Annotated in this window: 20 protein-coding genes; 12 read left to right on the top strand and 8 right to left on the bottom strand. The window is 72.3% G+C overall.

All coding sequences use genetic code 11. From position 1 onward, the window contains the following. The first annotated feature begins 84 nt into the window (after positions 1–84). Together RGQ06_RS02180 and aztB are read left to right on the top strand one after the other, a co-directional pair. Positions 85–1,155, top strand: a complete 1,071-nt coding sequence (locus tag RGQ06_RS02180) for a metal ABC transporter substrate-binding protein (protein ID WP_432429656.1) — start codon at positions 85–87, stop codon at positions 1,153–1,155. 12 nt (positions 1,156–1,167) lie between these two features. Continuing rightward, complete coding sequence (gene aztB / locus RGQ06_RS02175) at positions 1,168–2,010, top strand: zinc ABC transporter permease AztB (protein ID WP_432429655.1); 843 nt, start codon at positions 1,168–1,170, stop codon at positions 2,008–2,010. Here the strand turns inward: aztB and RGQ06_RS02170 are convergent, their stop codons facing one another. From RGQ06_RS02170 to gltB, 5 genes are all read right to left on the bottom strand, one after another. Further along, positions 2,011–2,373, bottom strand: coding sequence for an STAS domain-containing protein (locus RGQ06_RS02170; RefSeq protein WP_432429654.1), 363 nt, complete (start codon positions 2,371–2,373; stop codon positions 2,011–2,013). It lies immediately after the preceding gene. After that, complete coding sequence (locus RGQ06_RS02165) at positions 2,370–2,738, bottom strand: hypothetical protein (RefSeq protein WP_432429653.1); 369 nt, start codon at positions 2,736–2,738, stop codon at positions 2,370–2,372. The genes RGQ06_RS02170 and RGQ06_RS02165 overlap by 4 nt, the downstream gene beginning before the upstream one ends. Before the next feature lie 193 nt (positions 2,739–2,931). Beyond that, positions 2,932–3,288 carry a hypothetical protein gene (locus RGQ06_RS02160; protein WP_432429652.1) on the bottom strand — a complete coding sequence of 119 codons (357 nt, stop codon included), beginning with the start codon at positions 3,286–3,288 and terminating at the stop codon, positions 2,932–2,934. 56 nt (positions 3,289–3,344) lie between these two features. After that, positions 3,345–4,802, bottom strand: a complete 1,458-nt coding sequence (locus tag RGQ06_RS02155; RefSeq protein WP_432429651.1) for a glutamate synthase subunit beta — start codon at positions 4,800–4,802, stop codon at positions 3,345–3,347. A gap of 5 nt (positions 4,803–4,807) precedes the next feature. Further along, complete coding sequence (gene gltB, locus RGQ06_RS02150; protein ID WP_432429650.1) at positions 4,808–9,364, bottom strand: glutamate synthase large subunit; 4,557 nt, start codon at positions 9,362–9,364, stop codon at positions 4,808–4,810. A gap of 166 nt (positions 9,365–9,530) precedes the next feature. On the opposite strand from gltB, the gene RGQ06_RS02145 reads away from it, so the two are divergent. Continuing rightward, the gene (locus tag RGQ06_RS02145) at positions 9,531–9,812 is read left to right on the top strand and encodes a hypothetical protein (protein WP_432429649.1); all 282 of its coding nucleotides are present in this window, start codon (positions 9,531–9,533) and stop codon (positions 9,810–9,812) included. A gap of 39 nt (positions 9,813–9,851) precedes the next feature. Here the strand turns inward: RGQ06_RS02145 and RGQ06_RS02140 are convergent, their stop codons facing one another. Both RGQ06_RS02140 and RGQ06_RS02135 read right to left on the bottom strand, forming a co-directional pair. Further along, positions 9,852–10,307, bottom strand: coding sequence for a flavodoxin family protein (locus RGQ06_RS02140; RefSeq protein WP_432429648.1), 456 nt, complete (start codon positions 10,305–10,307; stop codon positions 9,852–9,854). Between the two features lie 65 nt (positions 10,308–10,372). Beyond that, positions 10,373–12,994, bottom strand: coding sequence for a DEAD/DEAH box helicase (locus RGQ06_RS02135; RefSeq protein WP_432429647.1), 2,622 nt, complete (start codon positions 12,992–12,994; stop codon positions 10,373–10,375). Between the two features lie 31 nt (positions 12,995–13,025). On the opposite strand from RGQ06_RS02135, the gene RGQ06_RS02130 reads away from it, so the two are divergent. Genes RGQ06_RS02130 through RGQ06_RS02100 form a run of 7 tightly spaced genes read left to right on the top strand, consistent with a single transcriptional unit; the run spans position 13,026 to position 22,315 of the window. After that, positions 13,026–13,712, top strand: coding sequence for an acyltransferase (locus RGQ06_RS02130; protein WP_432429646.1), 687 nt, complete (start codon positions 13,026–13,028; stop codon positions 13,710–13,712). A 46-nt stretch (positions 13,713–13,758) separates the two neighbouring features. After that, positions 13,759–14,283, top strand: coding sequence for a hypothetical protein (locus RGQ06_RS02125; protein WP_432429645.1), 525 nt, complete (start codon positions 13,759–13,761; stop codon positions 14,281–14,283). Positions 14,284–14,327: 44 nt separating this feature from the next. Beyond that, positions 14,328–14,465, top strand: coding sequence for a hypothetical protein (locus RGQ06_RS02120; protein WP_432429644.1), 138 nt, complete (start codon positions 14,328–14,330; stop codon positions 14,463–14,465). A 14-nt stretch (positions 14,466–14,479) separates the two neighbouring features. Next, positions 14,480–15,097, top strand: coding sequence for a hypothetical protein (locus RGQ06_RS02115; RefSeq protein WP_432429643.1), 618 nt, complete (start codon positions 14,480–14,482; stop codon positions 15,095–15,097). A gap of 29 nt (positions 15,098–15,126) precedes the next feature. After that, entirely contained in the window at positions 15,127–20,595 is a 5,469-nt protein-coding gene (locus tag RGQ06_RS02110; protein ID WP_432429642.1) for a carboxyl transferase domain-containing protein, read from the top strand. A gap of 24 nt (positions 20,596–20,619) precedes the next feature. Continuing rightward, complete coding sequence (locus tag RGQ06_RS02105; protein ID WP_432429641.1) at positions 20,620–21,246, top strand: hypothetical protein; 627 nt, start codon at positions 20,620–20,622, stop codon at positions 21,244–21,246. Positions 21,247–21,253: 7 nt separating this feature from the next. Next, positions 21,254–22,315, top strand: coding sequence for an adenylate/guanylate cyclase domain-containing protein (locus RGQ06_RS02100; RefSeq protein ID WP_432429640.1), 1,062 nt, complete (start codon positions 21,254–21,256; stop codon positions 22,313–22,315). Positions 22,316–22,329: 14 nt separating this feature from the next. On the opposite strand, the gene RGQ06_RS02095 is transcribed toward RGQ06_RS02100, so the two are convergent. After that, entirely contained in the window at positions 22,330–23,034 is a 705-nt protein-coding gene (locus tag RGQ06_RS02095) for a crotonase/enoyl-CoA hydratase family protein (RefSeq protein ID WP_432429639.1), read from the bottom strand. Between the two features lie 96 nt (positions 23,035–23,130). On the opposite strand from RGQ06_RS02095, the gene RGQ06_RS02090 reads away from it, so the two are divergent. Together RGQ06_RS02090 and RGQ06_RS02085 are read left to right on the top strand one after the other, a co-directional pair. After that, the gene (locus RGQ06_RS02090) at positions 23,131–24,603 is read left to right on the top strand and encodes an AlkA N-terminal domain-containing protein (protein WP_432429638.1); all 1,473 of its coding nucleotides are present in this window, start codon (positions 23,131–23,133) and stop codon (positions 24,601–24,603) included. Further along, on the top strand, positions 24,600–25,184 hold the full coding sequence (locus RGQ06_RS02085) for a methylated-DNA--[protein]-cysteine S-methyltransferase (RefSeq protein ID WP_432429637.1): 585 nt from the start codon (positions 24,600–24,602) through the stop codon (positions 25,182–25,184). Before RGQ06_RS02090 ends, RGQ06_RS02085 begins: the two co-directional genes overlap by 4 nt. Positions 25,185–25,205: the final 21 nt, after the last annotated feature.

The following is a 25,205-nucleotide window of genomic DNA, read 5'->3' as shown; positions in this document are numbered from 1 at the left end:
TCATTTGCGAAGTGGCGACGACGTTCGTACGCTCGGGGCTGAACCGAGAACTGTTCTCATTCACGCCGACTTCCTGGGAATCCGATGCGCCGCACCCGTGCTCTCACCCTGCCCCTCGCCGCCGCCCTCGCCGCGGCCGTCCTCGCCTCGTGCGGGTCCGATGACGCCGACGCAGGCGGTGAGGCCGCTCGGCCGACCGTCGCCGTCACCACCACGGTGCTCGGCGACGTCGTCGCGCAGCTGGTCGGGGACCTCGCCGAGGTGGTGACGATCATGCCGCCGGGCGCCAGCCCCCACGACTTCCAGGCGTCGGCCCGCGAGGCAGCCGATCTCGCCGCGGCCGATGTCATCGTCGTCAACGGCGGTGGGTTCGAGGAGGGGCTGCTGTCCGTCGTGGCGGGAGCCGAGTCCGACGGGGTGCCGGTGCTGTCGGCGCTCGAGCTGCTGGGCGGGGACGACGCCGCCGAGGACGAGGACCACGGGGACGAGGAGGACCACGGGGACGAGGACCACGCCGACGAGGAGGACCACGGGGACGAGGACCACGCCGACGAGGAGGACCACGGAGACGAGGAGGACCACGGAGACGAGGAGGACCACGGGGACGAGCACGCCCACGACGACGACGCCCACTTCTTCACCGACCCGCTCGCCGTCGCCGAGGTGGTCGAGGCGCTGGCCGCAGCCCTCCCCGAGCAGCTGCCCGGCCTCGATGCCGAGGAGCTGGCCCAGCAGGCCGACGACCTCGTGGGCGACCTCGAGGACCTGCACGAGGAGCTGGTCGAGACCCTGGCCGTCGTGCCGGACGACCGCCGCGTGCTCGTCACCGACCACGAGGTCTTCGACTCGTTCGCCGCCCGATACGACTTCGAGATCCTGGCCACGGTCATCCCGGCCGGCTCGACCTCCGATGGCGTGAGCGGCGGCGCGCTGGCGGAGCTGGCCCAGGTGCTGCAGCGCGCGGGCGTCACCGCGGTCTTCACCGAGCAGACGGCGTCGGCCGCCCTCGCCGAGACCCTCGCCGACGAGGTGGGCGACGTCGAGGTCGTCACCCTCAACGCAGAGACCCTCGGCCCGGACGGCTCCGAGGCCGAGACCTACGCTGGGATGATGCGGTCGAACGCGCAGCGCATCGCCGATGCGCTCGGTGGCTGAAGGGGCACCGTCGTGCTCGACCTGGTGACCGAGGCGTTCGAGCCGGCGTTCATGCAGCGCGCCCTGCTCGGCAGCCTGGTCGCGGTGGTCGCCACCTCGCTCGTGGGCACCTGGGTCGTGCTGCGCGGGCTGGCCTTCCTCGGCGACGCCCTCGCCCACGGGGTGATCCCCGGCATCGCCCTGGCCGTGCTCTGGGGGTTCAGCCCGGTCATCGGTGCGCTCGCCGCCGCCCTGGTGATGAGCGGGGCCGTGACCCTCGTGTCGACCCGGAGCGCCGTGCGGGAGGACACCGGCATCGGCCTGCTCTTCGTCGGCATGCTCTCGCTGGGCGTGATCATCGTGTCGCGCTCGGAGACGTTCACCACCGACGTGACGACCCTGCTGTTCGGTGACGTCCTCGGCGTGACCGGCGCTGACATCCGCGGTCAGGCGGTGGCTGCCGCCGTCGTCCTCGTCGTGATCGTCCTCGGGCACCGTCCGTTCTTGGCCCTCACCTTCAACCGGGACAAGGCCGCCACGCTGGGGATGCACCCGGCGCTGGCGCAGGCCGCGCTCCTGGCCGTGCTCGCCGTGAGCATCGTGGCCAGCTTCCAGGCCATCGGGACGCTGCTCGTGTTCGGCCTGCTCGTCGGCCCCCCGGCGACGGCGTCGCTGCTGGTCCGCCGCGTGCCGCTGATGATGGTGACCTCGGTGGCCGCCGGCGCCGTGGCGGTCGTGGCCGGTCTGCTGGTCAGCTTCCACCACGGCACGGCCGGCGGTGCCACCATCGCCGCCGTCTCTGTCGGCCTCTTCTTCGTGGTCCTGGTCGGGGTGGAGCTGCGGCGCTGGCAGCAGGTTCGCACGCTCACCACCTGATCAGCGATCGGTGCCCTCCACCAGGTGGCCGGCCTGGCAGAGCTCCAGCACGCGGCGGGCCGCCGACGACGGTGACCGGACCTGCAGGTGCCCGCCGGCGGCACGGAGCCGCGCGGCGTGCGCCGTGATCACCTCGACGCCGTCGCTGCTCAGGGCGTCGACCTCCGTTGCGTCGACGATGACGCGATGCCGGTCGTTGGCCCACAGCTGCTCGAGCCACCCGTCCAGCACCGGGGCCGTGTAGGCGCACAGCGGACCGTCCAGCGCGCACACGGTGACCTCTCCCTCGAAGCGCAGGGTGATCTCGAGCGCGTCGGTGGCGTCGCCGCCGTCGACCGTCGGTTCGAACAGCCACGTCGTCATCGGGCTGCCTCCAGGCGCCCGCTCCACCCGGCGCCGTAGCCCGCTTCGGCGAGCCGGAGGGCCTGGAGCGCGTCGCCGACGCTGGCGAACATCACGCACAGGTCCCCGATGCCGCTGCGCTGCAGGATGACGCGAGCCGTGTGACGGCGGGCCGTGACGCAGACCGCGCCGCAGGTGTCGACCAGGCCGGCGACCAGCTCGGCCACCCCCGGCCCCACGAGCGTCAGCTCGGCCAGGTCCAGGACCGTCGGCCCGGCGTGGTCCCGCAGCGACGACAGGGCCTCGCGGAGGTCGTCGTCGGTCGCGCATCCCTCCACGTGGATGACGCGGACCCCGTCGGCGTGCTCGACGCGCACGACGCTCATGGCGTCGCCTCGGATCGGCCGGAAGCTGTCGATGGGTCGCCCGGATCGATGTGGGCCATGAGTATTCCCCCTGAGGATGCGCCGCCCGACAAGGAGCGCCCGCGGGGGTCACGGCGGACGGGATCGACCCTACCCAGGGGTCTGAGCTGTTACCACCGTCACGCGCAGAAATCCGGCGTGGCGGGAGGCCCGGTCAGCCCAGAGCGCGCACGTCCAGGACGAAGAGCACGACCAGCAGGGCGATCACCGCGCAGTTGAGGACGGTGATCTGCCACTTCCACCGGTGGTCGCTGGCGTGGAACCGCCGGATGCTGGCGACGTTGAACGCGATCGCGATCGGTCCGATCACGAGGCCGAGCGCCGGCCCCACGCCGCTGGCCAGCCCGAAGGCCGGGAGGAGCCACGGGAACACGACGTAGGCGAGCGTGCAGCGCACCGCGGAGACGAGCACCGAGGTGCTGAACGTGCGGTTCGCCTGGTCCTGGCTGACGGGGGCATCTGCCGCCGGGCGGGGGGTCAGGACTGCGTCGGCCGTGTCGGCGTGCTGCACCCGCCCAGTCTCGTCGCCGAGGACCGGGCGGGGCAAAGCACCGGCGGGGCCGACACTCACACCAGGGGCCGGTCGGTGGGTGCCACCGGGACGGGCAGGGCCGTCTCGCCCATGAGCGCCTCGTCGACGGCGGCGGCGCAGGCCCGACCCTCGGCGATGGCCCACACGATGAGGCTCTGGCCCCGGCCCATGTCGCCGCAGACCCAGACGTCGTCGAGGTTCGTCTTGTAGACGGCGTCGCGGGCGACGTTGGAGCGTTCGTCGCGGTCGACGTCGAGGTGGTCGAGCAGGCCGCCGGACTCGGGGCCGGTGAAGCCCATGGCGAGCAGCACGAGCTCGCACTCGAGCTGGAAGTCGCTGCCCTCCACCTTCTGGAACCGGCCGTCGACCATCTCGACCTCGTGTGCCTTCAGGCCGACCAGGTTGCCGTCGCCGTCGCGCACGAACTCCTCGGTGTTCACGCTGTAGACGCGATCACCGCCCTCCTCGTGGGCGGACGTGACCTTGTACACCATCGGGTACGTGGGCCACGGGTTGGCGTCGGGACGCTCCTCCGGCGGGCGGGGCATGATCTCGAACTGGTGGACGCTGGCCGCGCCCTGGCGGTGGGCGGTGCCGAGGCAGTCGGCGCCGGTGTCGCCGCCGCCGATGATCACGACGTTCTTGCCCGCCGCGTTGATGGGGACCTCATCGACGGCGAGGTCGCCCTGCTGGGCCTTGTTGGCCCACGGCAGGTACTCCATGGCCTGGTGCACGCCGTCGCCCTCACGCCCGGGGATGGGCAGGTCGCGCCACTGGGTGGCGCCGCCGGCGAGGACGATGGCGTCGAAGTCGCGGCGCAGGTCCTCGACCGGCACGTCGACGCCGACGTTGGCGTTGGTGCGGAACTCGGTGCCCTCGGCCGCCATCTGGTCGAGGCGCCGGTCGATGTGGCGCTTCTCCATCTTGAACTCCGGGATGCCGTAGCGGAGCAGGCCGCCGATGCGGTCCGCCCGCTCGAACACGACCACGTCGTGGCCGGCCCGGGTGAGCTGCTGGGCGGCGGCGAGGCCGGCGGGCCCGGAGCCGACGACGGCGACCTTCTTGCCGGTCTTGGTCGAGGGCAGGACCGGGGTGACCCAGCCTTCCTCGAAGGCCCGGTCGATGATCTCGACCTCGACCTGCTTGATGGTCACCGGGTCCTGGTTGATGCCGAGCACGCACGCGCCCTCGCACGGGGCCGGGCACAGGCGGCCGGTGAACTCGGGGAAGTTGTTGGTGGCGTGCAGCCGCTCGATGGCGTCGCGCCAGCGGTCCCGGTAGACGAGGTCGTTCCAGTCGGGGATGAGGTTCCCGAGCGGGCAGCCGTCGTTGCAGAACGGGATGCCGCAGTCCATGCACCGGGCCGCCTGCTTCTGCAGGTGGTCCTCGGGGAACTCCTCGTAGACCTCCTTCCAGTCGCGCAGGCGCACGGGCACCGGGCGGCGGGAGGGGAGCTCGCGCTCGTACTTGAGGAAGCCCTTGATGTCAGCCATGTCGTCTACTCCTTCTCGAGCGCCGCGGACGCCATGATCGCTTCGTCCACGTCCACGCCTTCGATGCGGGCCTTCTCCGCCGCCTCGAGGACCCGCTTGAAGTCCTCGGGCATGACCTTCTTGAAGTGGCGCACGTTGGTGTGCCACCGGTCGAGGATCCGCTGGGCGACGGCCGAGTTCGTCTCGGTCAGGTGCGTGCGGATCGTGTCGCGGAGCCAGGCCGCGTCGGTCTCGTCGAGCGGGTCGAGGTCGACCATCTCGTTGTTGAGGTTGCGGTGGAACAGGTCCTCGGGGTCCCACACGTAGGCGATGCCGCCCGACATGCCGGCGCCGAAGTTCCGACCGGTCTCGCCGAGCACGACAGCCCGGCCACCGGTCATGTACTCGCAGGCGTGGTCGCCCACGCCCTCGACCACCGCGGTGGCGCCCGAGTTGCGCACGCAGAAGCGCTCGCCCACGACGCCGCGGATGTACACCTCGCCGGCGGTGGCCCCGTAGAGGATCACGTTGCCCGCGATCACGTTGTCCTCGGCGACCAGCTTGGGGTGGCTCTGCTCCGGTGGGCGCACCACGAGGCGGCCACCGGACAGGCCCTTGCCGAGGTAGTCGTTGGTGTCGCCGTTGAGGCGGATCGTGACGCCCTTGGGCAGGAAGGCCCCGAGGCTCTGGCCGGCGGACCCGGTGAAGCGGATCTGGATGGTGTCGTCGGGCAGGCCCGCCTCGCCGTGGCGGATCGAGATCTGGTTGCCGAGCATGGTGCCGACGGTGCGGTTGAGGTTCCGGATCGGCAGCTCGATCTCCACCGGCTCGCCGTCCTCGATGGCGGCGCGGGAGCGTTCGATCAGCTCGTTGTCCAGGGCGGCGTCGAGGCCGTGGTCCTGGGCCTTGGAGCAGTGCAGGTCCTGCTCCCACGGCGACTCCGGCTTGTGGAGGATGGGGGACAGGTCGAGGCCGTCGGCCTTCCAGTGCTGCACGGCCTTGGTGGTGTCGAGCGCATCGACCTGGCCGATGGCCTCCTCCAGGGTGCGGAAGCCGAGCTGCGCCAGGTACTCGCGCACCTCCTCGGCGATGAACTCCATGAAGTTCACGACGAACTCGGCCTTGCCGTTGAAGCGCTTGCGCAGCTCGGGGTTCTGCGTGGCGACGCCCACCGGGCACGTGTCGAGGTGGCAGACCCGCATCATGATGCAGCCCGATACCACGAGCGGTGCCGTGGCGAAGCCGAACTCCTCGGCCCCGAGCAAGGCGGCGATCACGACGTCGCGGCCGGTCTTGAGCTGGCCGTCGCACTGCACGACGATGCGGTCGCGCAGGCCGTTGACGAGCAGCGTCTGCTGTGTCTCGGCCAGGCCGAGCTCCCAGGGGGTGCCGGCGTGCTTGAGCGAGTTGAGCGGCGAGGCGCCCGTGCCGCCGTCGTGGCCGGAGATGAGCACCACGTCGGCCTTGGCCTTCGAGACGCCGGCGGCGACCGTGCCGACGCCGACCTCGGAGACCAGCTTCACATGGACGCGGGCCTGGGGGTTGGCGTTCTTCAGGTCGTGGATCAGCTGCTTGAGATCCTCGATGGAGTAGATGTCGTGGTGCGGCGGCGGGGAGATCAGACCCACGCCGGGCGTCGAGTAGCGGGTCTTGGCGATCCAGGGCCACACCTTCTGGCCGGGCAGCTGGCCGCCCTCGCCGGGCTTGGCGCCCTGGGCCATCTTGATCTGGATGTCGTCGCTGTTGGTCAGGTAGTTCGACGTCACGCCGAAGCGGCCCGAGGCCACCTGCTTGATGGCGGAGCGCTTGGAGTCGCCGTCGGCCATGACCTCGAAGCGCTCGGGGTCCTCGCCGCCCTCGCCGGTGTTCGACTTGGCGCCGAGGCGGTTCATGGCGATGGCCAGCGTCGTGTGGGCCTCCTCGGAGATGGAGCCGTACGACATGGCGCCGGTGGAGAAGCGCTTCACGATCTCCGAGACGGGCTCGACCTCCTCGAGGGGGATCGGCGTGCGGCCCTCGGTCTTCAGCTCGAACAGCCCGCGCAGCGTCGCCAGGTTCTTGGCCTGGTCGTCGACGAGGTTGGTGTACTCCTTGAAGACCTCGTAGCGACCGGTGCGGGTCGAGTGCTGCAGCTTGTAGACGGTCTCCGGGTTGAAGAGGTGGTACTCGCCCTCGCGGCGCCACTGGTACTCGCCGCCGACCCACAGGTCGCGGTGGGCGGCCTCGGACGGGCGGGGGAGGTAGGCGAAGCGGTGGCGGCGGGCCACCTCCTCGGCGATCACGTCGAGGCCGATGCCGCCGAGCTTGCTGGTGGTGCCGGTGAAGAACTCGTCCACCAGGTCCTGGGCCAGGCCCACGGCCTCGAACACCTGGGCGCCGGTGTAGGACGCCACAGTGGAGATGCCCATCTTGGACATGATCTTGAGGACGCCCTTGGTGCAGGCCTTGATGAAGTTCCGGTGGGCCTGGGGCTTGCTGATGTCGGCGATGACGCCCTCGTCGATGAGGTCGTCGATGGTCTCGAACGCCAGGTACGGGTTGATGGCGGTGACGCCGTACCCGATGAGGAGCGCCATGTGATGCACCTCGCGGGCGTCGCCGCACTCGACGACGAGGCCGACCTGGGTGCGGGTCTTCTCCCGGATCAGGTGGTGGTGCACGGCCGAGGCGAGCAGCAGCGACGGGATCGGGGCCAGCTCGCTGCTCGAGTGGCGGTCCGAGAGGATGATCACCTTGGCGCCGCCGGCGATGGCGTCGGACACCTTGTGGAACACGTCGTGGATCGCGCGGCGCATGCCCTCGCCGCCTTCGGCGACGGGGTAGAGGCCGTCGATGGCGAAGGGCTTGAACCCGCCCATGTCGCCGTCGTCGTTGATGTAGAGGAGCTTGGCCAGCTCCTCGTTGGAGATGATCGGGCTCGGGAGCACGATCTGGCGGCACGACGCCGGCGTCGGCTCGAGCAGGTTCTCCTCGGGGCCGAGCGTGGTCTGCATCGACGTCACCTGCTCCTCGCGGATGGCGTCGAGCGGCGGGTTCGTCACCTGGGCGAACTGCTGGGTGAAGTAGTCGAACAGCAGCCGGCTGCGCTCGCTGAGCACCGCGACGGGCGTGTCGGTGCCCATGGAACCGATGGGCTCGGCACCCTTGGCCGCCATCGGCGCGAGGAGGATCTTGAGCTCCTCGCTCGTGTAGCCGAACACCCGCTGGTGCTTGACGACGGAGGAGTGCTGCGGGGTGAGCAGGAACCGGGGCGGGAGGTCCTCGAGGCGGATGAGGCCGTCGTGGATCCAGTCCTCGTAGGGCTGGGCCTCGGCCAGGCCCCGCTTGATCTCCTCGTCCTCGACGATGCGGCCCTCGGCGGTGTCGACCAGGAACATGCGGCCCGGCTGCAGCCGGCCCTTGCGCACGACGGTGGCCTGGTCGATGTCGAGCACGCCGACCTCGGAGGCCATGACGACGAGGCCGTCCTCGGTGACCCAGTAGCGGGAGGGGCGCAGGCCGTTGCGGTCGAGCACCGCGCCGATCACGGTGCCGTCGGTGAAGGCGATGGACGCGGGGCCGTCCCAGGGCTCCATGAGGGAGGCGTGGTACTGGTAGAAGGCCCGCTTCCAGTCGGGCATGGTCTCGTGGTTCTCCCACGCCTCGGGCACCATCATCAGCACCGCGTGGGGCAGCGACCGGCCGGCCAGGTGGAGCAGCTCCAGGCACTCGTCGAAGCGGGCCGTGTCCGACGCGCCGGCCGTCATGATCGGCAGGGCCTTGTCGAGGTGCTCGCCGAAGGAATCGGAGGCGAACGCACCCTCGCGCGCCCGCATCCAGTTCTCGTTGCCCTGCACCGTGTTGATCTCGCCGTTGTGGGCGACGACCCGGTACGGGTGCGCCAGCGGCCACGACGGGAACGTGTTGGTCGAGAACCGGGAGTGCACCAGCGCCAGGGCGGAGCTGAAGCGCTCGTCGCGCAGGTCGGGGAAGAACTCCGACAGCTGCGGCGTGGTGAGCATGCCCTTGTAGACGATGGTCCGGGCCGAGAGGCTCGGGAAGTAGACGTCCTCGACCTCGTGCTCGACCCGCTTGCGCAGCACGAAGGCGCGCCGCTCGAGGTCCATGCCGTCGAGCGGCTCGGCCTCGCTGCCGGCCACGAACAGCTGGCGGAAGGTCGGCTGGGCGTCCTGGGCGAAGCGGCCGATCATGGAGTCGTCGATCGGCACCTCCCGCCAGCCGAGGAGGCGCAGGCCCTCGCTGTGCACGATCTTGTCGATCGCGTCAGCGGCCTTGTCCGCCGCAGCGGCGTCCTTGGGCAGGAACCCGATGCCGACGGCGTAGCTGCCCGCGTCGGGGAGCTCGAAGTCGCAGACCTCCCGGAAGAAGGCGTCGGGGATCTGGGTGAGGATGCCGGCGCCGTCGCCCACGTTGTCCTCGGCGCCGGTGGCGCCGCGGTGGTCGAGGTTGCACAGCGAGTCCAGGCCTCGCTGGACCATGGCGTGCGACTTGCGGCCGTGCATGTCGACGACGAAGGCGACACCGCAGGCGTCGTGCTCGAAGGCGGGGTCGTAGAGACCCTGCGGGGCAGGGGTGTGCGTCATGTGGAGTCCCGTGGAGAGTCGAACTGGGGTTCAGGCTCTGCAACATGGGACGCCGTTGGCCCAGAGAGCAGCGGGACCACGCTAGCGAGCCGGCCGGGTCCGACCGAAACCGGTCCCCCTGGGGCGGTGCTTGCCTCACGCCGTTAGGAATCCTTAACGTGTGGCCATGCGCTCCGCCCTCCGCCGCACGTCCTCGCTCGCCCTGGCCCTCGCCCTCGCCCTCGGCGGTGCCGCCGGCCTCAGCGCCTGCGGCGACGACGACGGCGCCGACGTGCGTGAGATCGGCGAGACCGATGGCTCCGGGTCCGGCTCCGGGTCCGGGTCCGGGTCCGGCTCCGGGAGCGGTTCGGCCTCCGGCGTCGAGTCCGAGACCGAGACCGAGACCGAGGCAGGCGACACCGGCTCGGCCAGCGAGGCCGACGACACCACCAGCACCACCGCCGGCTGACCCCTCCTCGAACTGGCAGTGCTGGTGTCGCGGCCGCGGTCAGCCCTCGAGCACCGTGGCGGCCACGGTCGCCCCGAGGTTCCAGCACGCATCCCGCGCCTCGGCGTCGGGCGCGTCGAGCACCCGTACGTGGTCGGTCGCCTGGGTCCAACCCAGCCCGGTGGTGATCTTGGCGATGTCGCGCAGCGCGCCGTCGACGTCGCTGTTGCCGTGGACCGCGACGCCGAACGGGCGACCCTGGGTCTCCTCCAGGCACGGGTAGTAGATCGTGTCGAAGAAGTGCTTCAGCGCCCCGGCCATCGTCCCGAGGTTGGCCGGCGTGAGCAGCACGTAGCCGTCGGCGGCGAGGGCGTCGGCCGCCGTGCACGACAGCGCCGCAGCGGTGACCACCTCGACGTCCTCCAGGCCGTCGGCGCCCGCGCCGTCGCGCACCGCTCCGAGCATCGTGTGCAACGACGGCGACGGCGTGTGGTGGACGATCAGCAGGCGAGCCACGCTCTCTCCCTACCGAAAAGTCGTGCGTGGGTCACCACTGGTGGGACGGATCGACGAGATTTTCCCTATCGGCGGCGGAGGCCGTCCAGGTGGGCGACGACGTCGGCCTGCTCGGCGGAGGCGGGGAGGTCGATCGTGACCGCCAGGTACCACTCGTCGTGGCCCTCGGGGTCGACGAGGATCTGCTCGATCTCCCAGGTGTCGCCCTCGTCGGCGACGACGAAGCGGGCCGGGCCGCGGGCGTCGCCGTCGATGGCGATGCGAGGTCGGGGGACGACGGCCGGGCGCTCCTCGCCGGGGCGGGCGGTGGGGGCATCCGGGTCGGGTTGGGGGGCGTCGTCGCCGTAGGCCTCGAGGTATGGCTCGAACTGCTCGAGCAGCTTGCGCTCGTTCCAGCCCCGGTCGCCGACCTCGGTGAGGTCCTCGGACCACGCCGTCCACTGGCCGGTGGCGGCGTACTGCACCCAGCGGAAGATGCGGGTCCGGACCAGCGCCCGGAAGGCGTGCCGATCGGTCGTGACGTCGGGGACGCCGGGGTCCTCGGCCACCTCGCGGGCGAGCGATGCCGGGTCGGCGTCCCCGCCGGCGAGCATCGCGGTCCACTCGTCGAGCAGCGAGGAGTCGGTGGCCCGGATGACCGCGCCGAGCCAGTCCTGGAGCTCGATCACCTCGGGGGTCTTGGCCTCGTCGGGCACGGTGCGCAGCATCGTCTTGTAGACGTCGGACAGGTAGCGCAGCAGCAGACCCTCGGAGCGCTTGATGCCGTAGTGGCGCACGAAGGCGGGGAAGTCCATGGCCCGGTCCCACAGGTCGCGCACGACGCCCTTGGGGGCGATGTTGCGGTCGCCGATCCACGGGTTGGCCACCCGCCAGATGTCGAACACGTCGTAGATCTGCTCCCGCATCGGCTGCGGGTACTGGATCTTGTCCAGCTCCTCGATGCGCTGCTCGTACTCGACGCCGGCGGCCTTCATCTCCGCCATGGCCTCGTCCTTGAGCTTGTCCTTCTGGGCCATGAGGATCGGGAACGGGTTGTCCACCACGGCCTCGACCAGCGCGAGCACGGCGAAGGGGTAGCCCTCGTCGTCCCGGTCGAGCAGCGGCACGGCGTGGAGCAGGAACGGGGCGAGCAGCTGGTTGAGGGCGAAGTCGTCCTGCAGCTCGTGGTCGACCTCGACGAAGCGGCCGTACTTGTCCGGCTCGTCGAGGAGGCGGACGACGCCGGCGGTGCGCAGGGCCTTGTACAGCCCGATGGTGGAGCGCACGTGGCGGCGCTGACGGGACCGCGGCTCGTGGCTGTCGAGGAGCAGCGAGCGGCCGTGGGCCCAGGCATCGCCCGGGCGGTCGAGCAGCTGCATCAGCATCCCCGGGGTCATCCGGAACGAGGACTCGAGCGGCTCGGGCTTGGCCTCCTGCAGCTTGGTGAAGGTCTCCTCGTCGTAGTGGACGAAGCCCTTCGGCGGCTGGGACTTCTTCAGCTTCTTCTTCTTCTTGGGGTCGTCGGCGGCCTTGGCCTGGGCGACCTCGTTCTCGGACACGTGCTCCGGCGCCAGCGCGATGACCAGGCCCGCCGTGTCGTACCCGGCCCGGCCCGCCCGCCCGGCGATCTGGTGGAACTCGCGCGCCGTGAGCAGCCGCGTGTCGGTGCCGTCGTACTTGTAGAGGCGGGTGAGCACGACGGTGCGGATCGGCAGGTTCACCCCGACGCCGAGGGTGTCCGTGCCGGATATGACCTTGAGCACGCCCATCTGTGTGAGGCGCTCGACCAGGCGCCGGTAGCGGGGGAGCATGCCGGCGTGGTGCACGCCGACGCCCTGGCGCAGCAGGCGCGCCAGGTCGCGCCCGAAGCCGGCGGGCAGCTTGGCCTTGGTGAGCTCGGCGGTGACGATCTCCTTCGCCTCATCGTCGAGCTTGGTGACGCTGGCCATCGCGGTGGCCTGGGCGACGGCGTCCTTCTGGGAGAAGTTGACGAGGTAGAGCGGCGCCGCGTCCTTGGCCAGCAGCTCCTCGATCGTGTGGTGCAGCAGGGTGCGCCGGTACTCGAAGTGCAGCGGCACCGGGCGCACCGCGTCGTCGACCAGGGCGGTGGGACGGCCGGTGCGGCGGGTGAGGTCCTCGCGGAAGAACCGCACGTCGCCGAGGGTGGCCGACAGCAGCAGGAACGAGGACTGGGGCAGCTCGAGCAGCGGCACCTGCCACGCCCAGCCCCGGTCCGGGTCGCCGTAGAAGTGGAACTCGTCGAGCACGACCGTCTCGGCGTCGGCCTCCACGCCGTCCTTCAGCGCGACGTGGGCGAGGATCTCGGTGGTGCAGCAGATCACCGGCGCGTCGGCGTTGACCGAGGAGTCGCCGGTGAGCAGGCCGACGTTCTCCGGGCCGAGCTGCTCGCACAGGTCGAAGAACTTCTCCGACACCAGGGCCTTGACCGGGGCCGTGTACCAGGACCGCCCGCCGCCGGCGACGGACTTGGCGTGCGCGGCCAGGGCGACGAGCGACTTCCCCGACCCGGTCGGCGTGGCGAGGATGACGTTCGAGCCGGACAGCAGCTCGAGGATCGCCTCCTCCTGGTGGGGGTAGAGCTCGAGGCCCCGCTCGATCGCCCAGTCGGTGAACGCCTCGATGATGGCGTCGGGGTCGGGCTCACCGCCGGTGGGGCGGGGGAGGAAGTCGACGAGTCGGCGGGCCACCCGCCCAGTGTGGCTGGCTAGCGTCTCGACCGTGTTCCAGCCGGACTCGCTGTCGCCACGGGTGCGCAACCTCGCCGCCGGGGCCATCCAGCGCAGCTGGGAGTGGATCTGTGCGGTCGGCGCCACCTCGCCCGACGACGCCCACGGCCGCCGGTTCCGCTCGCTGGGGGAGCGGTCGATGCTGGCGTTCCCGCCCGGCCAGCTGTTCAACGAGCACTGGATCGAGATCGGCGCCTACACCCTCGTCGGCCCGCACGTGTCGATGTCGGTGGGCATGTGGAACGAGGACCTCGACCGCAGTGCGCCGCCGGTGATCCGGATCGGGGACCGCTGCAACATCGGCCGGGGCGGGTCGCTCGTCGGGCGGATCGGCATCACCATCGGCGACGACGTCACCATCGCGCCCGACCTCTACGTCACCGACCACAACCACGCCTACGACGACGTCGAGGTCCCCATTGCCCGCCAGTGGCCCCACGAGGCGCCGGTCTCCATCGGCAGCGGCTCCTGGATCGGCGCCGGCGTGGTGATCCTCCCCGGCACCACCATCGGCGAGCACGTCACCGTGGCGGCCGGCTCCGTGGTGCGGGGCGACATCCCCGACCGCAGCGTCGTGGCCGGCGTGCCCGGGCGCGTGGTGCGCCGGTGGCGCGACGGAGCCTGGGACCCCCCGCTCGAACCCCGGGCCACGGAGCCGCCCGATGACTGGCCGAGCTGAGCGTCGGATGTGCCGGAGCCGCGCCCTGCTCGGGAAGGGGGCAGCCGTGGCCGGGACCCTCGTCCTGGCGTCGGTCCTCGCCGGTTGCGGCGCGGACGAGGAGGAGCCGGTCGCCGCGGAGGAGGTGGCGGTGTGCGCCGACCTGCTCCAGCGGGAGAACGAGCTCATCCAGGTCGCCAACGACGCGCTCGCGGCGCTCGGCCGGACCGAGGACGACCTCACCCGCGCCGCGGCGCTGGCCGACGGGTACGACCGCCTCGTGGAGGCGCTGGTGGCACAGAAGCCGATGGTCATGCCCGGTGAACCGGACCTGAGCGAGCGGTTGGCGGCCGGCCAGCGAGCGGCGATCGCCGAGCTGGAGGGGGAGCGGGACCGGTTCGTCGCCGAGGTCCGGGCGGTCACCCAGACCGACGAGCGGGGCCGAGCCGGCGAGCTGCAGAACGCCCTGGAGAAGGCGTTCTCGGAGCTGGAGCCACCGCGGTCGGCCTACGTGGCCGCCGGCATGGACGCCGCCATCGACGCCGACCCGGGCTGCCGGCACGTGACCCAGCGGGGCGATCCGGCCCGCTGAGCGCGAGCGCTCGCGGGCTCATGCACCATCATGGGGAGGACCGGGTGGGTGAGGAGGACTCGATGTGGCGGAAGTACGTGTTGATGGTGCTGATCGTGGGGATCCCGACCGCGCTGTTCGCCTGGCGCCTCGTGGCCGACGAGCGGGTCTACTACGGCTGGGGCTGGCAGATGTTCAGCTGATCCGCTGGAGCCTGGTGCTGGTTGCGCTGGGCAAGGCGGCTGACATCGTCGTGCGGGACAGCCCGGCGCAGTACGGGTGGGGATGGCTCGCCGCTGCTGGGGTCGCGTCGGTCAGTGCTCGTCCCGGTTGCCTTGCGGTGGCCGCCATGGGTGCGACCTCGAACGTGTTCTTCGAAGCCTCGAACCACACGCTGCTCATCATGTGGGTCGGGTTGATGGCGGCGCTGCTCGACCCCGATGACATCCCCCGGGTGGCCCAGGTCCTCGCGGTCACCGTCTACGTGTTCGCCTCCGCCCACAAGGTGCTCGGGGGCTCGTTCCTCACTGGTGGACACATCGCCGATCGGTTCTTCTGGGATGGTGCGCCGGTACGGGCGATGGCCTATGCGGCCGTCGTCGCCCAGGTCGGCCTCGCGTTCCTCGTCGCCGTTCGCACCCGATGGGCCATTCCGCTCTCGGTGGCGCTCCACGTCGGGATCGTCATCGTCATGTCGAACCAGACCGGCCACTACCTCCGCTTGGGCGGCTTCAACGGTCTGATGATCGTGCTGGTGGTCATCGCAACCCTGCCGGGCACGTGGCGCCTTCCGTTCCAACGACCAGCGCGCACGGCTCCAGCACCCGGGGTGTAACCGGGCAGCAGCGCGCTGGTCTGACGTCCGTGGTCGACTTCCGGCGCATCGCGATCGTCAACCGGGGTGAGGCCGCGATGCGCCTCGTGCACGCGGTCCGCGAGCTCGACGGCTCCTTCACCACCATCGCCCTGCACACGCGGGCCGAACGGCGGGCCATGTTCGTCCGCGAGGCCGACGAGGCCGTCTGCTTCGAGGACCTCGGCGTCCCGATCGCCGGCACGCCCTACCTGGACCTCGATGTCCTGGCCGCAGCGCTCACCGCGGCGCGTGCCGAGGCGGCCTGGGTCGGGTGGGGCTTCGTGGCCGAGCGCCCCGAGTTCGCCGAGCGCTGCGCGGCGCTCGGCGTCGCCTTCATCGGCCCGAGCGCCGAGTGCATGCGCCTGCTCGGCGACAAGATCGAGGCCAAGCGCCTCGCCGAGGAGGCCGGCGTCCCGCTGGCCCCGTGGAGCGGCGGACCGGTCGCGGACGTGGACGAGGCCGTCGCGGCCGGCGAGCGCATCGGCTACCCGCTGATGGTGAAGGCGGCCGCCGGTGGTGGCGGTCGCGGCATCCGGCGCGTCGACGACCCCGTCGATCTGGCCACGGCCTTCGCTCGGGCCCGGGACGAGGGCGCCAAGTCCTTCGGCGACCCGACGGTGTTCCTCGAGCGGGTGGTCAGCGATGCCCGCCACGTCGAGGTCCAGATCATCGCCGACCAGCACGGCAACGTCTGGGCCCCGGGGGTGCGGGACTGCAGCATCCAGCGCCGCAACCAGAAGGTGATCGAGGAGTCGGCTTCGACCGCCCTCGGGCCCGGGCACGAGGCGAGCCTGCGGGACGCGGCGGTGCGCCTGGCCAAGGCCTCCGGCTACGTCAACGCCGGCACGGTCGAGTTCCTCTACCAACCCGAGGAGGACCTGCTCGCCTTCCTCGAGGTCAACACGCGCCTGCAGGTCGAGCACCCCGTCACCGAGCTCACCACCGGGCTGGACCTGGTGCGCCTGCAGATCGAGGTCGCCCTCGGCCGCCCCCTCGTCGGTGAGCCACCGGAACCGAACGGTCACGCCTTCGAAGCGCGCCTGAACGCCGAGGACCCCCAGCGGGGCTTCGCCCCGGCCGCCGGCCGCATCGAGCGCCTCGTCCTGCCCACCGGCCCCGGCGTGCGGGTGGACACGGGCGTGGCCGAGGGCGATGTGATCGCCGCCGAGTACGACTCGATGATCGCCAAGGTCATCGCCTGGGGCGCCGACCGCGAGCAGGCGCGGCGCCGCCTCCGCCGGGCCCTGTCGCAGACGACCGTGCTGGTCGAGGGCGGCACCAGCAACAAGTCGTTCCTCCTCGACCTCGTCGACCGGCCCGAGGTCGTGGAGGGGTCGGCGGACACGGCGTGGCTCGACCGCCTCACCGGTGCCGACGGCCACCGCACGGACCGCTTCGCCGACATCGCGCTCGTCGTCGCCGCGATCGACGTCCACGACCACGAGCGGCTCCTCGACCGGGCCCGCTTCCTCAGCTCGGCGGCCCGGGGCCGACCCGAGTCCGATCTCGAGGCCGGCCACGACGTGGAGCTGCGCTGGGAGCAGGACGAGTACCGGCTCCACGTCGCCACCGGCGACCTGAGCGGCTGGTACCGGGTGACCCTCGACGGCGTCGTCGCCGACGTGGTGCTCGATCGCCTCGACGACGCCCACAGCCGCCTCGTCGTCGCCGGCCGGACGTACCGGGTCGTGTCCCACGCCCACCGCACGGAGCACCTGGTCGAGGTGGAGGGCATCATCCACCGCTTCTCCCGGGACGACGGCGGCCTGCTGCGTGCGCCGGCGGTGTCCCTCGTCGTCTCCGTGGACGTCCAGCCCGGGGAGCGGGTCGTCGCGGGCCAGCGGGTGGCGGTGGTCGAGGCCATGAAGATGGAGACCGCGGTGGTCGCGCCGAGCGACGGCGTGGTGGAGGAGGTCTTCGTCTCGCCCAACGTCCAGGTCGACGTCGGGGCCCCGCTGCTGCGGATCGGGGCCAGCGACGGGAACGGCGGCCACGACGAGAGCACCCGCCCGCGGCTGCGCCTCGCTGCGGCCGGATCGTCGCCGGACGCGGACCGGACCACCGGCCGCCTCGACGTGCTGCGTTCGCTGCTGCTCGGGTTCGACGTGGCCGATCGCGACGACCGGATCATCGAGGCCCACCGGGACGAGGCCGACGCCGACGACCCGACCGTGCGCCGCCGCGAGCTCGAGCTGCTCCGGGTCTTCGCCGACCTGTGCGGTCTCACCCGCGACCGGCGCGGCACCGAGGGCGACCACGGCCTCGAGGTCCGCAGCCCGCTCGAGCACTTCCACGCCTACCTGCGCACCCTGGATGCGGACCACGAGAGCCTGCCCGACCGGTTCCGCGCCCGGCTGCACGACGCCCTCGCCCACTACGGCGTCCACGCCCTCGACCGCACGACGGCCCTCGAAGCCGCCGTGCACAGCATCCACCGCGCCGTGCAACGCCGCCAGGAGCAGCTGCCCGTGGTGCAGGCGCTGCTCGAGCGCCGCCTCGCCCACTGCGGCGACACCGGGGAGCGGGACGAGGTGCGTGACACCCTGGACCGGCTGATCGCGGCGACGCAGGCCCAGTACCCGGCCATCGGCAACCTGGCCCGCAGCGTCCGCCACCGCTGCATCGACCGCCCGCTCCTCGACCACGCCCGGGCCGACGTGCACGACGAGGTGCGTGCGTCGCTGCGTGCCCTGGCCGACGACCCCGCGGATCCGGCGGCCGCGGACCGGCTGGTGGCCACGCCGGTGCCGCTCATGTCGGTGATCGCCGGCGAGGACGCCCTCGGGTGCAGCCCGGCGCTGAGCGCCGCCATCGTCGAGGTGCTGACCAGGCGCTTCTACAAGATCCGCGCCCTCGAGGACCTGGCGCGCCACGTGGGGAGGGCGCCGGCGGTCACCGCCGGCTACGAGCACCGGGGCCGTCGCGTCGCGGTCGTCGGCGTCGCCTGCGACGTGGGGGACCTCGCCGCCGGGCTCGCCGCGGTCGCCGGCCGGGTCGGGGGCGATGCGACGCACGTCGTGGACCTCTACGTGCGCCTCGCCGAGCCCCGCACCGCCGACGACCTGGTGGGGCTGGTCGACGCCGCGCTCGCTGCGGCGGACCTGCCCCGCACCGTCGCACGTGTGGCCGTCGTCGCCGCGGCCGCCGGTCTCGACGGCGCGGAGGTCCACCACCTGTCCTGGACCAGGGACGACGCCGGATCGTTCCGCGAGGTCACGGTGTTCCGGGGCCTGCACCCGATGATCGGGCAGCGGCTGCAGCTCTGGCGCCTCGAGAACTTCGAGGTCACCCGCGTCCCCGGCCCGGAGGACGTCCACGTCTTCGACTGCGTGTCGGTGGAGCAGCCCGGGGACGAGCGCCTCGTCGCGGTGGCCGAGGTGCGCGACATCACCCCGGTCCGGGACGCCACCGGCGCCCTCATCGCCCTGCCCGAGCTGGAGCACGTCCTGGTCTCCTGCCTCGACGGCATCCGGCGCTCGCTCTCGACGGACCGGCGCCGTCGCCGCCTCGAGTGGAACCGGGTGATGCTCTTCGTCTGGCCCACCGTGGAGATCAGCCTCGAGGAGGTCACCGAGGTGGCCAAGCGGCTGGTGCCCCTCACCAACGGGCTCGGCATCGAGCAGGTGCTGGTGCAGGGCCGGGTGACCGACCCCGGGTTGGGCGACACCGCCGATGTCGTGTTCCGCCTCGGGTACCAGGCGGGACGGGGCCTCACCATGCAGGTCACCGAGCCGCCGACGGCGCCGATGCAGCCCCTCGACGACTACACCCAGAAGGTGCTGGCCTGCCGGCGCCGGGGCACGGTGTACCCGTACGAGATCATCCCGATGCTCACCACCGAGGCCGAGCACGGCGAGGGGCACTTCACCGAGCTGGACCTGGACGGCGACCGCCTCGTGCCCGTCGACCGCCCGGCCGGGCACAACGAGGCCGGGGTCGTCCTCGGACTCGTCACCGCGGCCACCGAGGTCCACCCCGAGGGCATGACCCGGGTGGCGGTCCTCGGCGATCCGACCCGTTCGATGGGCTCCATCGCCGAGGCCGAGTGCCGCCGCCTGCTGGCCGCGATCGACCTGGCCGAGCAGCGGGGCCTGCCCGTCGAGTGGTTCGCTCTCTCCGCCGGCGCCCGCATCGCCATGGACAGCGGCAGCGAGAACCTGGACTGGGTCGCCTCGGTGCTCCGCCGGATCGTGGAGTTCACCCAGGCCGGCGGGGAGATCAACGTCGTGGTGGCCGGCGTGAACGTCGGTGCCCAGCCGTACTGGAACGCCGAGTCCACGATGCTCATGCACACCAAGGGCATCCTCGTGATGACGCCGGACTCCACCATGGTCCTCACCGGCAAGCAGGCCATCGACTTCAGCGGCGGCGTGTCGGCCGAGGACAACATCGGCATCGGCGGCCACGAGCGGGTCATGGGCCCGAACGGCCAGGCCCAGTACTGGGCGCCCGACATGGTGGGCGCGGTCGACATCCTCTTCGCCCACTACGACCACAGCTACGTGGCGCCCGGTGAGCCCGGACCCCGACCCACGCTCACCACCGACCCCATCGACCGCGACGTCACGACCGAACCCCACGCCGGCGCCGGCACCACGTTCACCACGGTCGGCGAGATCTTCTCCGACGCCACCAACCCCGGGCGCAAGAAGCCCTTCGACATCCGCTCGGTGATGCGGGCGGTGATCGACCACGACCTCGAGCCGCTCGAGCGCTGGGCCGACATGGCCGAAGCCGAGGGCGCCGTCGTGCTCGATGCGCACCTCGGCGGCCTGCCGATCTGCATGGTGGGCATCGAGTCCCGGCCCCTGCCCCGCACCGGCCAGCTGCCGGCGGACGGACCGAGCCAGTGGTCGGCCGGGACGCTGTTCCCCCTGTCGTCGAAGAAGGTGGCCCGGGCCATCAACGCGGCGAGCGGCAACCGCCCCGTCGTCGTGCTCGCCAACCTGTCGGGTTTCGACGGCTCCCCCGAGTCGCTGCGCCGGCTGCAGCTGGAGTACGGCGCCGAGATCGGGCGGGCGATCGTGAACTTCGACGGTCCGATCGTCCTCTGCGTGATCTCCCGCTACCACGGCGGCGCCTTCGTCGTCTTCTCCGGGCGGCTGAACGACCGCATGCAGGTGCTGGCTGTGGAGGGCTCCCACGCGTCGGTCATCGGCGGCGCGCCCGCTGCTGCTGTCGTGTTCACGCGCGAGGTCGACGCCCGGACCCAGGCCGACGCGAGGGTCGCCGAGCTGGAGCAGCGCCTGGCCGCAGCCGCGCCGCACGAGCGGGCCCGCCTGCGAGCCGAGCTCGACGCCGTCCGTGCGTCCGTGCGCAACGAGATGGTCGGCGAGGTGGCGGCGGAGTTCGACCGCGTCCACAGCGTCGAGCGGGCTCGCGAGGTCGGCTCGGTGCACGAGATCATCGCCCCCGCCCGCCTGCGCCCGGCGCTGCACGACGCGGTGTCCCGCGGTCTGGCGTCCGTCGACGTCTGATCAGCCCGCACCTAGGGTGCCGACGTGCTGCGCCACCGCTCCCGCCGTCGACTCGCCCTGGCGCTCCTGCTGGCGGTCTCGCTGGTGGCGGCCGGGTGCAGCGACGACGACGGCGGCGACGAGGCGGCCCCGGACGGGACCGACGAGGAGACCGAGGAGCGCTCCGAGCGGGGTCCCCGGTTCTGCGACGCCTACCTCGAGTACCTGGCGGAGCCGAGCCCCGAGCGCCTCGACACGGTCGTGGAGGCAGCCGGAGACCCCGAGGTCGAGGAGCTGGCCGCCATCATCAGCGAGGACGACCGCACCGGCCGGGTGCTGGCCGCGGACAGCGACCTGCAGGTGATCGCCCGCGACCGGTGCCAGGCCGAGTGGATCGGCGCGGCCCAGGGCGGCGGCGACACCGCCGGCGCGGCGCAGGCGTTCTTCGACGCGCTCGTGGCCGGCGACCCCATCGGGGCGCGCAACGTGGCGTCGGCGAACGCCATCGCCGTGTTCGAGCCGTGGGGGCCGATCGAGGCCGATGGCGCCGCCGGGACGCCGACGCTGCTCGAGCTCGGCGACCGGTCCTTCAGCCTCGCCCTCGACCCGGCCACGATCGCGGAGTGCCAGGTCGAGTTCGGCGTGGTCATCGCCTGCACCGTGGCGCAGTGAGGCCGACGTGACGGACAACGGGCCCCCGCCCTTCGACCTGGCGGCGCACCTGCGCGACGCCCTCGGCGTGGATCCCGACCTCGTCGACGCGGCCGAAGCCGAAGGCCCCGAGCAGGTTCGACGCCTGGCCCAGGCCGTGGTGCTGCTCGGGGAGCCGCCCCGGCTCCGACCCCCCGACGCGTGGCAGCGCACCGGCGCCGACGAAGAGCTGGCCCGCGCCCTGTGGCGAGCCATGGGCTTCGCCAACGTGCCCGACGAGGCGGTGGCGCTCACCGAGGCCGACGTCGTCGCGCTCGCCGCCATCAACGACTTCCTGCAGGCGTCGGGGATCTCCGCCGACACCGCGATCCGCTTCGCCCGTCTGCTCGGGCAGACCATGAGCCGGGTCGCCGACGCGCTCCACTCCATCGTCGACCACGCCATCGACGAGATGGACGGCCTGCCGCCCGGCGAGAACGACGACTTGATGGTGCTGGCCGCCCAGCTCGTGAACCCGCTGATCGAGCAGGAGCTGTCGTACCTGCTGCGCCGGCACCTCTACGCCGGCGCCATCCGCCGCATCGCCGGCCACGACCTGGAGCAGCCCGACGTCACCGTCGGCTTCGCCGACGTCGTCTCGTTCACCCGGCTGTCGGGGAAGCTCGCGGAGGCCGACCTGGCCGAGCTGCTGGAGACGTTCGAGGCGACCACCGCGGACATGATCACCGAGCGCGGCGGGCGGGTCATCAAGCTCATCGGCGACGCCGTGCTGTTCGTGTTCGACGAACCGGAGCCCGCCGCACGCCTCGCGCTCGAGCTGGTGGACTCCTTCGGCGGCGACCAGCCGGACCTGCGAATCGGCCTCACCCACGGCCCGGTGCTGTCGCGCCTCGGTGACCTGTTCGGGCCGCCGGTGAACCTGGCCAGCCGCCTCGTGTCCTACGCCCGACCGGGCTCGGTGCTGGTCGACCAGCGCTTCGTCGATCGCCTCGGCCCGGTCGAGGACCTGCGGCTCCGGTCCGTCCGGCCCCGCGACCTGAAGGGCATCGGCACCACGGCGCTGTACGTGCTGCGCCGCGACGACCGCTGAGCCGCCTGTGTGGCTCAGCTGCCCGGCGGGACCATCGTCTCCATGTCGGCATCGAGGCCGAGCAGGACCTCGTCGGCCAGCGCCTGGCGCAGCCGGCGCTTCGTGAAGCCGTAGGCGTGGCCGGGGAGCTGCCCCAGCTGGCGGGCCCGCTCGATCGCGGTGTCGACGACCGCCTCGGCCGCGACGAGCTCGTCGAGGTACCCGGCGTCGAGGGCGCCGGCCATGTCGTAGATCTCCGCCTGGAGCACGGACCGCTGGCGGTGGCGCACCGAGAGACGGGCCTCGCCGAGGCGGATGCCGTACCAGGGCAGGCCCATGCCGATGGCGGTCTCGTTCAGGCCGATCTTGGCCGGCAGGTCCGCCGACCCGATGCGGGTGTCGCTGGCCAGGCACAGCAGCGCGCCGGCCGCGAGGGCGTGGCCGGTGACCGCCGCCACCGTGGGCTGGGGGTGGGTGTAGACCCGCATCAACAGCTCGCCGCCGGCCTTCACGAGGCCCCGCGTCGCGTCGGCGCCCTGGGTCATGACCGACAGGTCGAACCCGGCGGAGAACTTCCCCTCCCGCCCGATGAACGCGACGGCGGTGGCGTCGGCCTGGGCAGCGTCGAGCGCGGCGTGCACCTGGTCGATGAGGGCGTGGGAGACGGCGTTGGCCTTGCCGTCGTCGAGGCGGACGACGGCCACGCCGTCCTCGATGGTCAGCTGCACGGGATCGGTCACGGCCGCACCGTAGCCAGGCGCCGCCCGGCCGGCGGCCGGCACTCCCATGTCCGGATCCCGCCAGACGTGCGGACCGGGATGGGGCAGGATCGTCTCGTGAGCCTGGACCACCAGCGGTGCTACGAGGCGCTGCGGAGCAGAGACACCCGCTTCGACGGGCGCTTCTGGGTCGGCGTGCGCACCACCGGCGTGTACTGCCGTCCGGTGTGCCCGTCGCGCACGCCGCTGTCCCGGAACGTCGACTTCTACGCCCACCCGGCCGCGGCCGAGGACGCTGGGCTCCGCCCGTGCCGGCGCTGCCGTCCGGAGGCCGCCCCGGGGTCGAGCGGGTGGAAGGGCTCGGCCGGGGTGGTCGACCGAGCCGTCCGGCTCATCGACGAAGGCGCGCTGGACGAGGGTGGCGTCTCTGCGCTGGCCCGCCGGCTGCACGTCGGCGATCGTCACCTGCGCCGGCTCTTCGTCGAGCACCTCGGCACCACACCCGACGCCGTCGCTCGCAGCCGGCGGGCCCACCTCGCCCGGCGCCTGCTGGCCGACACCGACCTGCGCGTGGCCGACATCGCGTTCGCCGCCGGGTTCGGCAGCGTCCGCCAGTGCAACGACGTGCTCAAGGCCACGTTCCGGGCCACCCCGACCGAGCTGCGCGCCGACCTCCGCCCCGCCCGGGGAGCCCCCTCCCGAACTGGCAGTGCTGGGGTCGCACCTCCTCGAGCTGGCAGTGCTGGCGTCGCGCCGTCGGGCGCCCTGACCCTGCGCCTCGCGGTCCGACCGCCATTCGACGGCGCCGCACTCCTCGACTGGTTCGCCGCTCGCGCCGTGGCCGGCCTCGAGGTCGTCGATGCCGACCGCTACACCCGACGGGTGGCGGTGGGGGACCGGACCGGTGCGGTCACCATCCGACCGGCCGGCGACGCGGTCGTGCTCGACGTCGACCTGCCGCCCGACACCCACCTCGGCTCGCTCGTGGCCGGTGCCCGCCGTGCCTTCGACCTCGGGGCCGACCCGGTCGCCGTGGACGAGCACCTCGGCGCTGATCCGCTGCTCGGCCGGCTGGTCGCCCGCCGCCCGGGGATCCGGGTGCCCGGCAGCTGGGGCGGCTTCGAGGCCGGGGTCCGGGCTGTGATCGGCCAGCAGATCTCGGTCGCCGCCGCCCGCACGGTGCTCGGACGGATCGTGGCGGCCCACGGTCGCGACGGCGCGTTCCCCGAACCCGAGGACCTGGCGGCAGCGCCGCTGGAGCAGCTCGGGATCATCGGCCAACGGGCCGACACCATCCGCCGCCTCGCCGACGCTGTGCTCGCCGGCGCAGTGGTCCTCGACGGGAGCGTCCCCCACGAGGGGCTCGTCGCTTCCCTCGTTGCGCTGAAGGGCATCGGCCCGTGGTCGGCCGAGTACGTCGCCCTCCGCCTCGGTGAGCCCGATGCCTTCCCGGCCGGGGACCTGCACCTCCGGCGGATGCTCGATGCGACGAACGACCGGACCGCCATCGCCCGGGCCGAGGCGTGGCGCCCGTGGCGGGCCTACGCCGCCATGCACCTGTGGCAGACCCCACGAGAGGAACGACCATGACCAGCACCACCGTGCGCACCACGTCCATCGAGACCCCGACCGGGAAGATCCGCCTCGCGGTCGCCGTCGACGACGTCGGCGAGCGGGTGGTGGCCCTCGCCTTCGCCGACCACTTCGACCGGGTGTCGGCCCGGGTGCGGGTCCGGTTCGCCGACGCCGAGTGGGCGGAGGGGGAGACGGCCGCGTCCGATGCCGTGCGGCGGTACCTCGGGGGCGACCTCGCCGCCGTCGACGAGGTCGAGGTCGACGCCACCGGCACCCCGTTCCAGCAGCAGGTGTGGGACGCCCTGCGGGCCATCCCGGCCGGCGAGACGCGCAGCTACGCGCAGATCGCAGCGGCGATCGGATCGCCGGGCGCCGTACGTGCCGTCGGCACCGCGAACGGGGCGAACCCGGTCTGGCTCGTCGTGCCCTGCCACCGGGTCGTCCGCAGCGACGGCAGCGTCGGCGGGTACGGCGGCGGCCCCGAGCGCAAGGCGTGGCTGCTCGACCACGAGCGGTCCACGAAAGGTGCGAACGGGACGGACGTCACATCGCCCTCGTCGGTCGCGGGTGTGAAGGTGTCACCCGACCGCCCATAACCTCCCGGGGCCGGTCCACAG

Source organism: Salinilacustrithrix flava, assembly GCF_041228405.1.
Classification (GTDB): Bacteria; Actinomycetota; Acidimicrobiia; order Acidimicrobiales; family Salinilacustritrichaceae; genus Salinilacustrithrix; species Salinilacustrithrix flava.
This window is presented reverse-complemented; position numbering and strand designations above follow the sequence as displayed.

What these genes read in the sequence shown, in the direction of transcription:
- RGQ06_RS02085 (WP_432429637.1), top strand. Translation starts at nt 24,600, where the DNA reads ATGACCAGCACCACCGTGCGCACCACGTCCATCGAGACCCCGACCGGG.
- RGQ06_RS02180 (WP_432429656.1), top strand. Translation starts at nt 85, where the DNA reads ATGCGCCGCACCCGTGCTCTCACCCTGCCCCTCGCCGCCGCCCTCGCC.
- RGQ06_RS02170 (WP_432429654.1), bottom strand. Translation starts at nt 2,373, where the DNA reads ATGACGACGTGGCTGTTCGAACCGACGGTCGACGGCGGCGACGCCACC.
- RGQ06_RS02165 (WP_432429653.1), bottom strand. Translation starts at nt 2,738, where the DNA reads ATGAGCGTCGTGCGCGTCGAGCACGCCGACGGGGTCCGCGTCATCCAC.
- gltB (WP_432429650.1), bottom strand. Translation starts at nt 9,364, where the DNA reads ATGACGCACACCCCTGCCCCGCAGGGTCTCTACGACCCCGCCTTCGAG.
- RGQ06_RS02145 (WP_432429649.1), top strand. Translation starts at nt 9,531, where the DNA reads ATGCGCTCCGCCCTCCGCCGCACGTCCTCGCTCGCCCTGGCCCTCGCC.
- RGQ06_RS02155 (WP_432429651.1), bottom strand. Translation starts at nt 4,802, where the DNA reads ATGGCTGACATCAAGGGCTTCCTCAAGTACGAGCGCGAGCTCCCCTCC.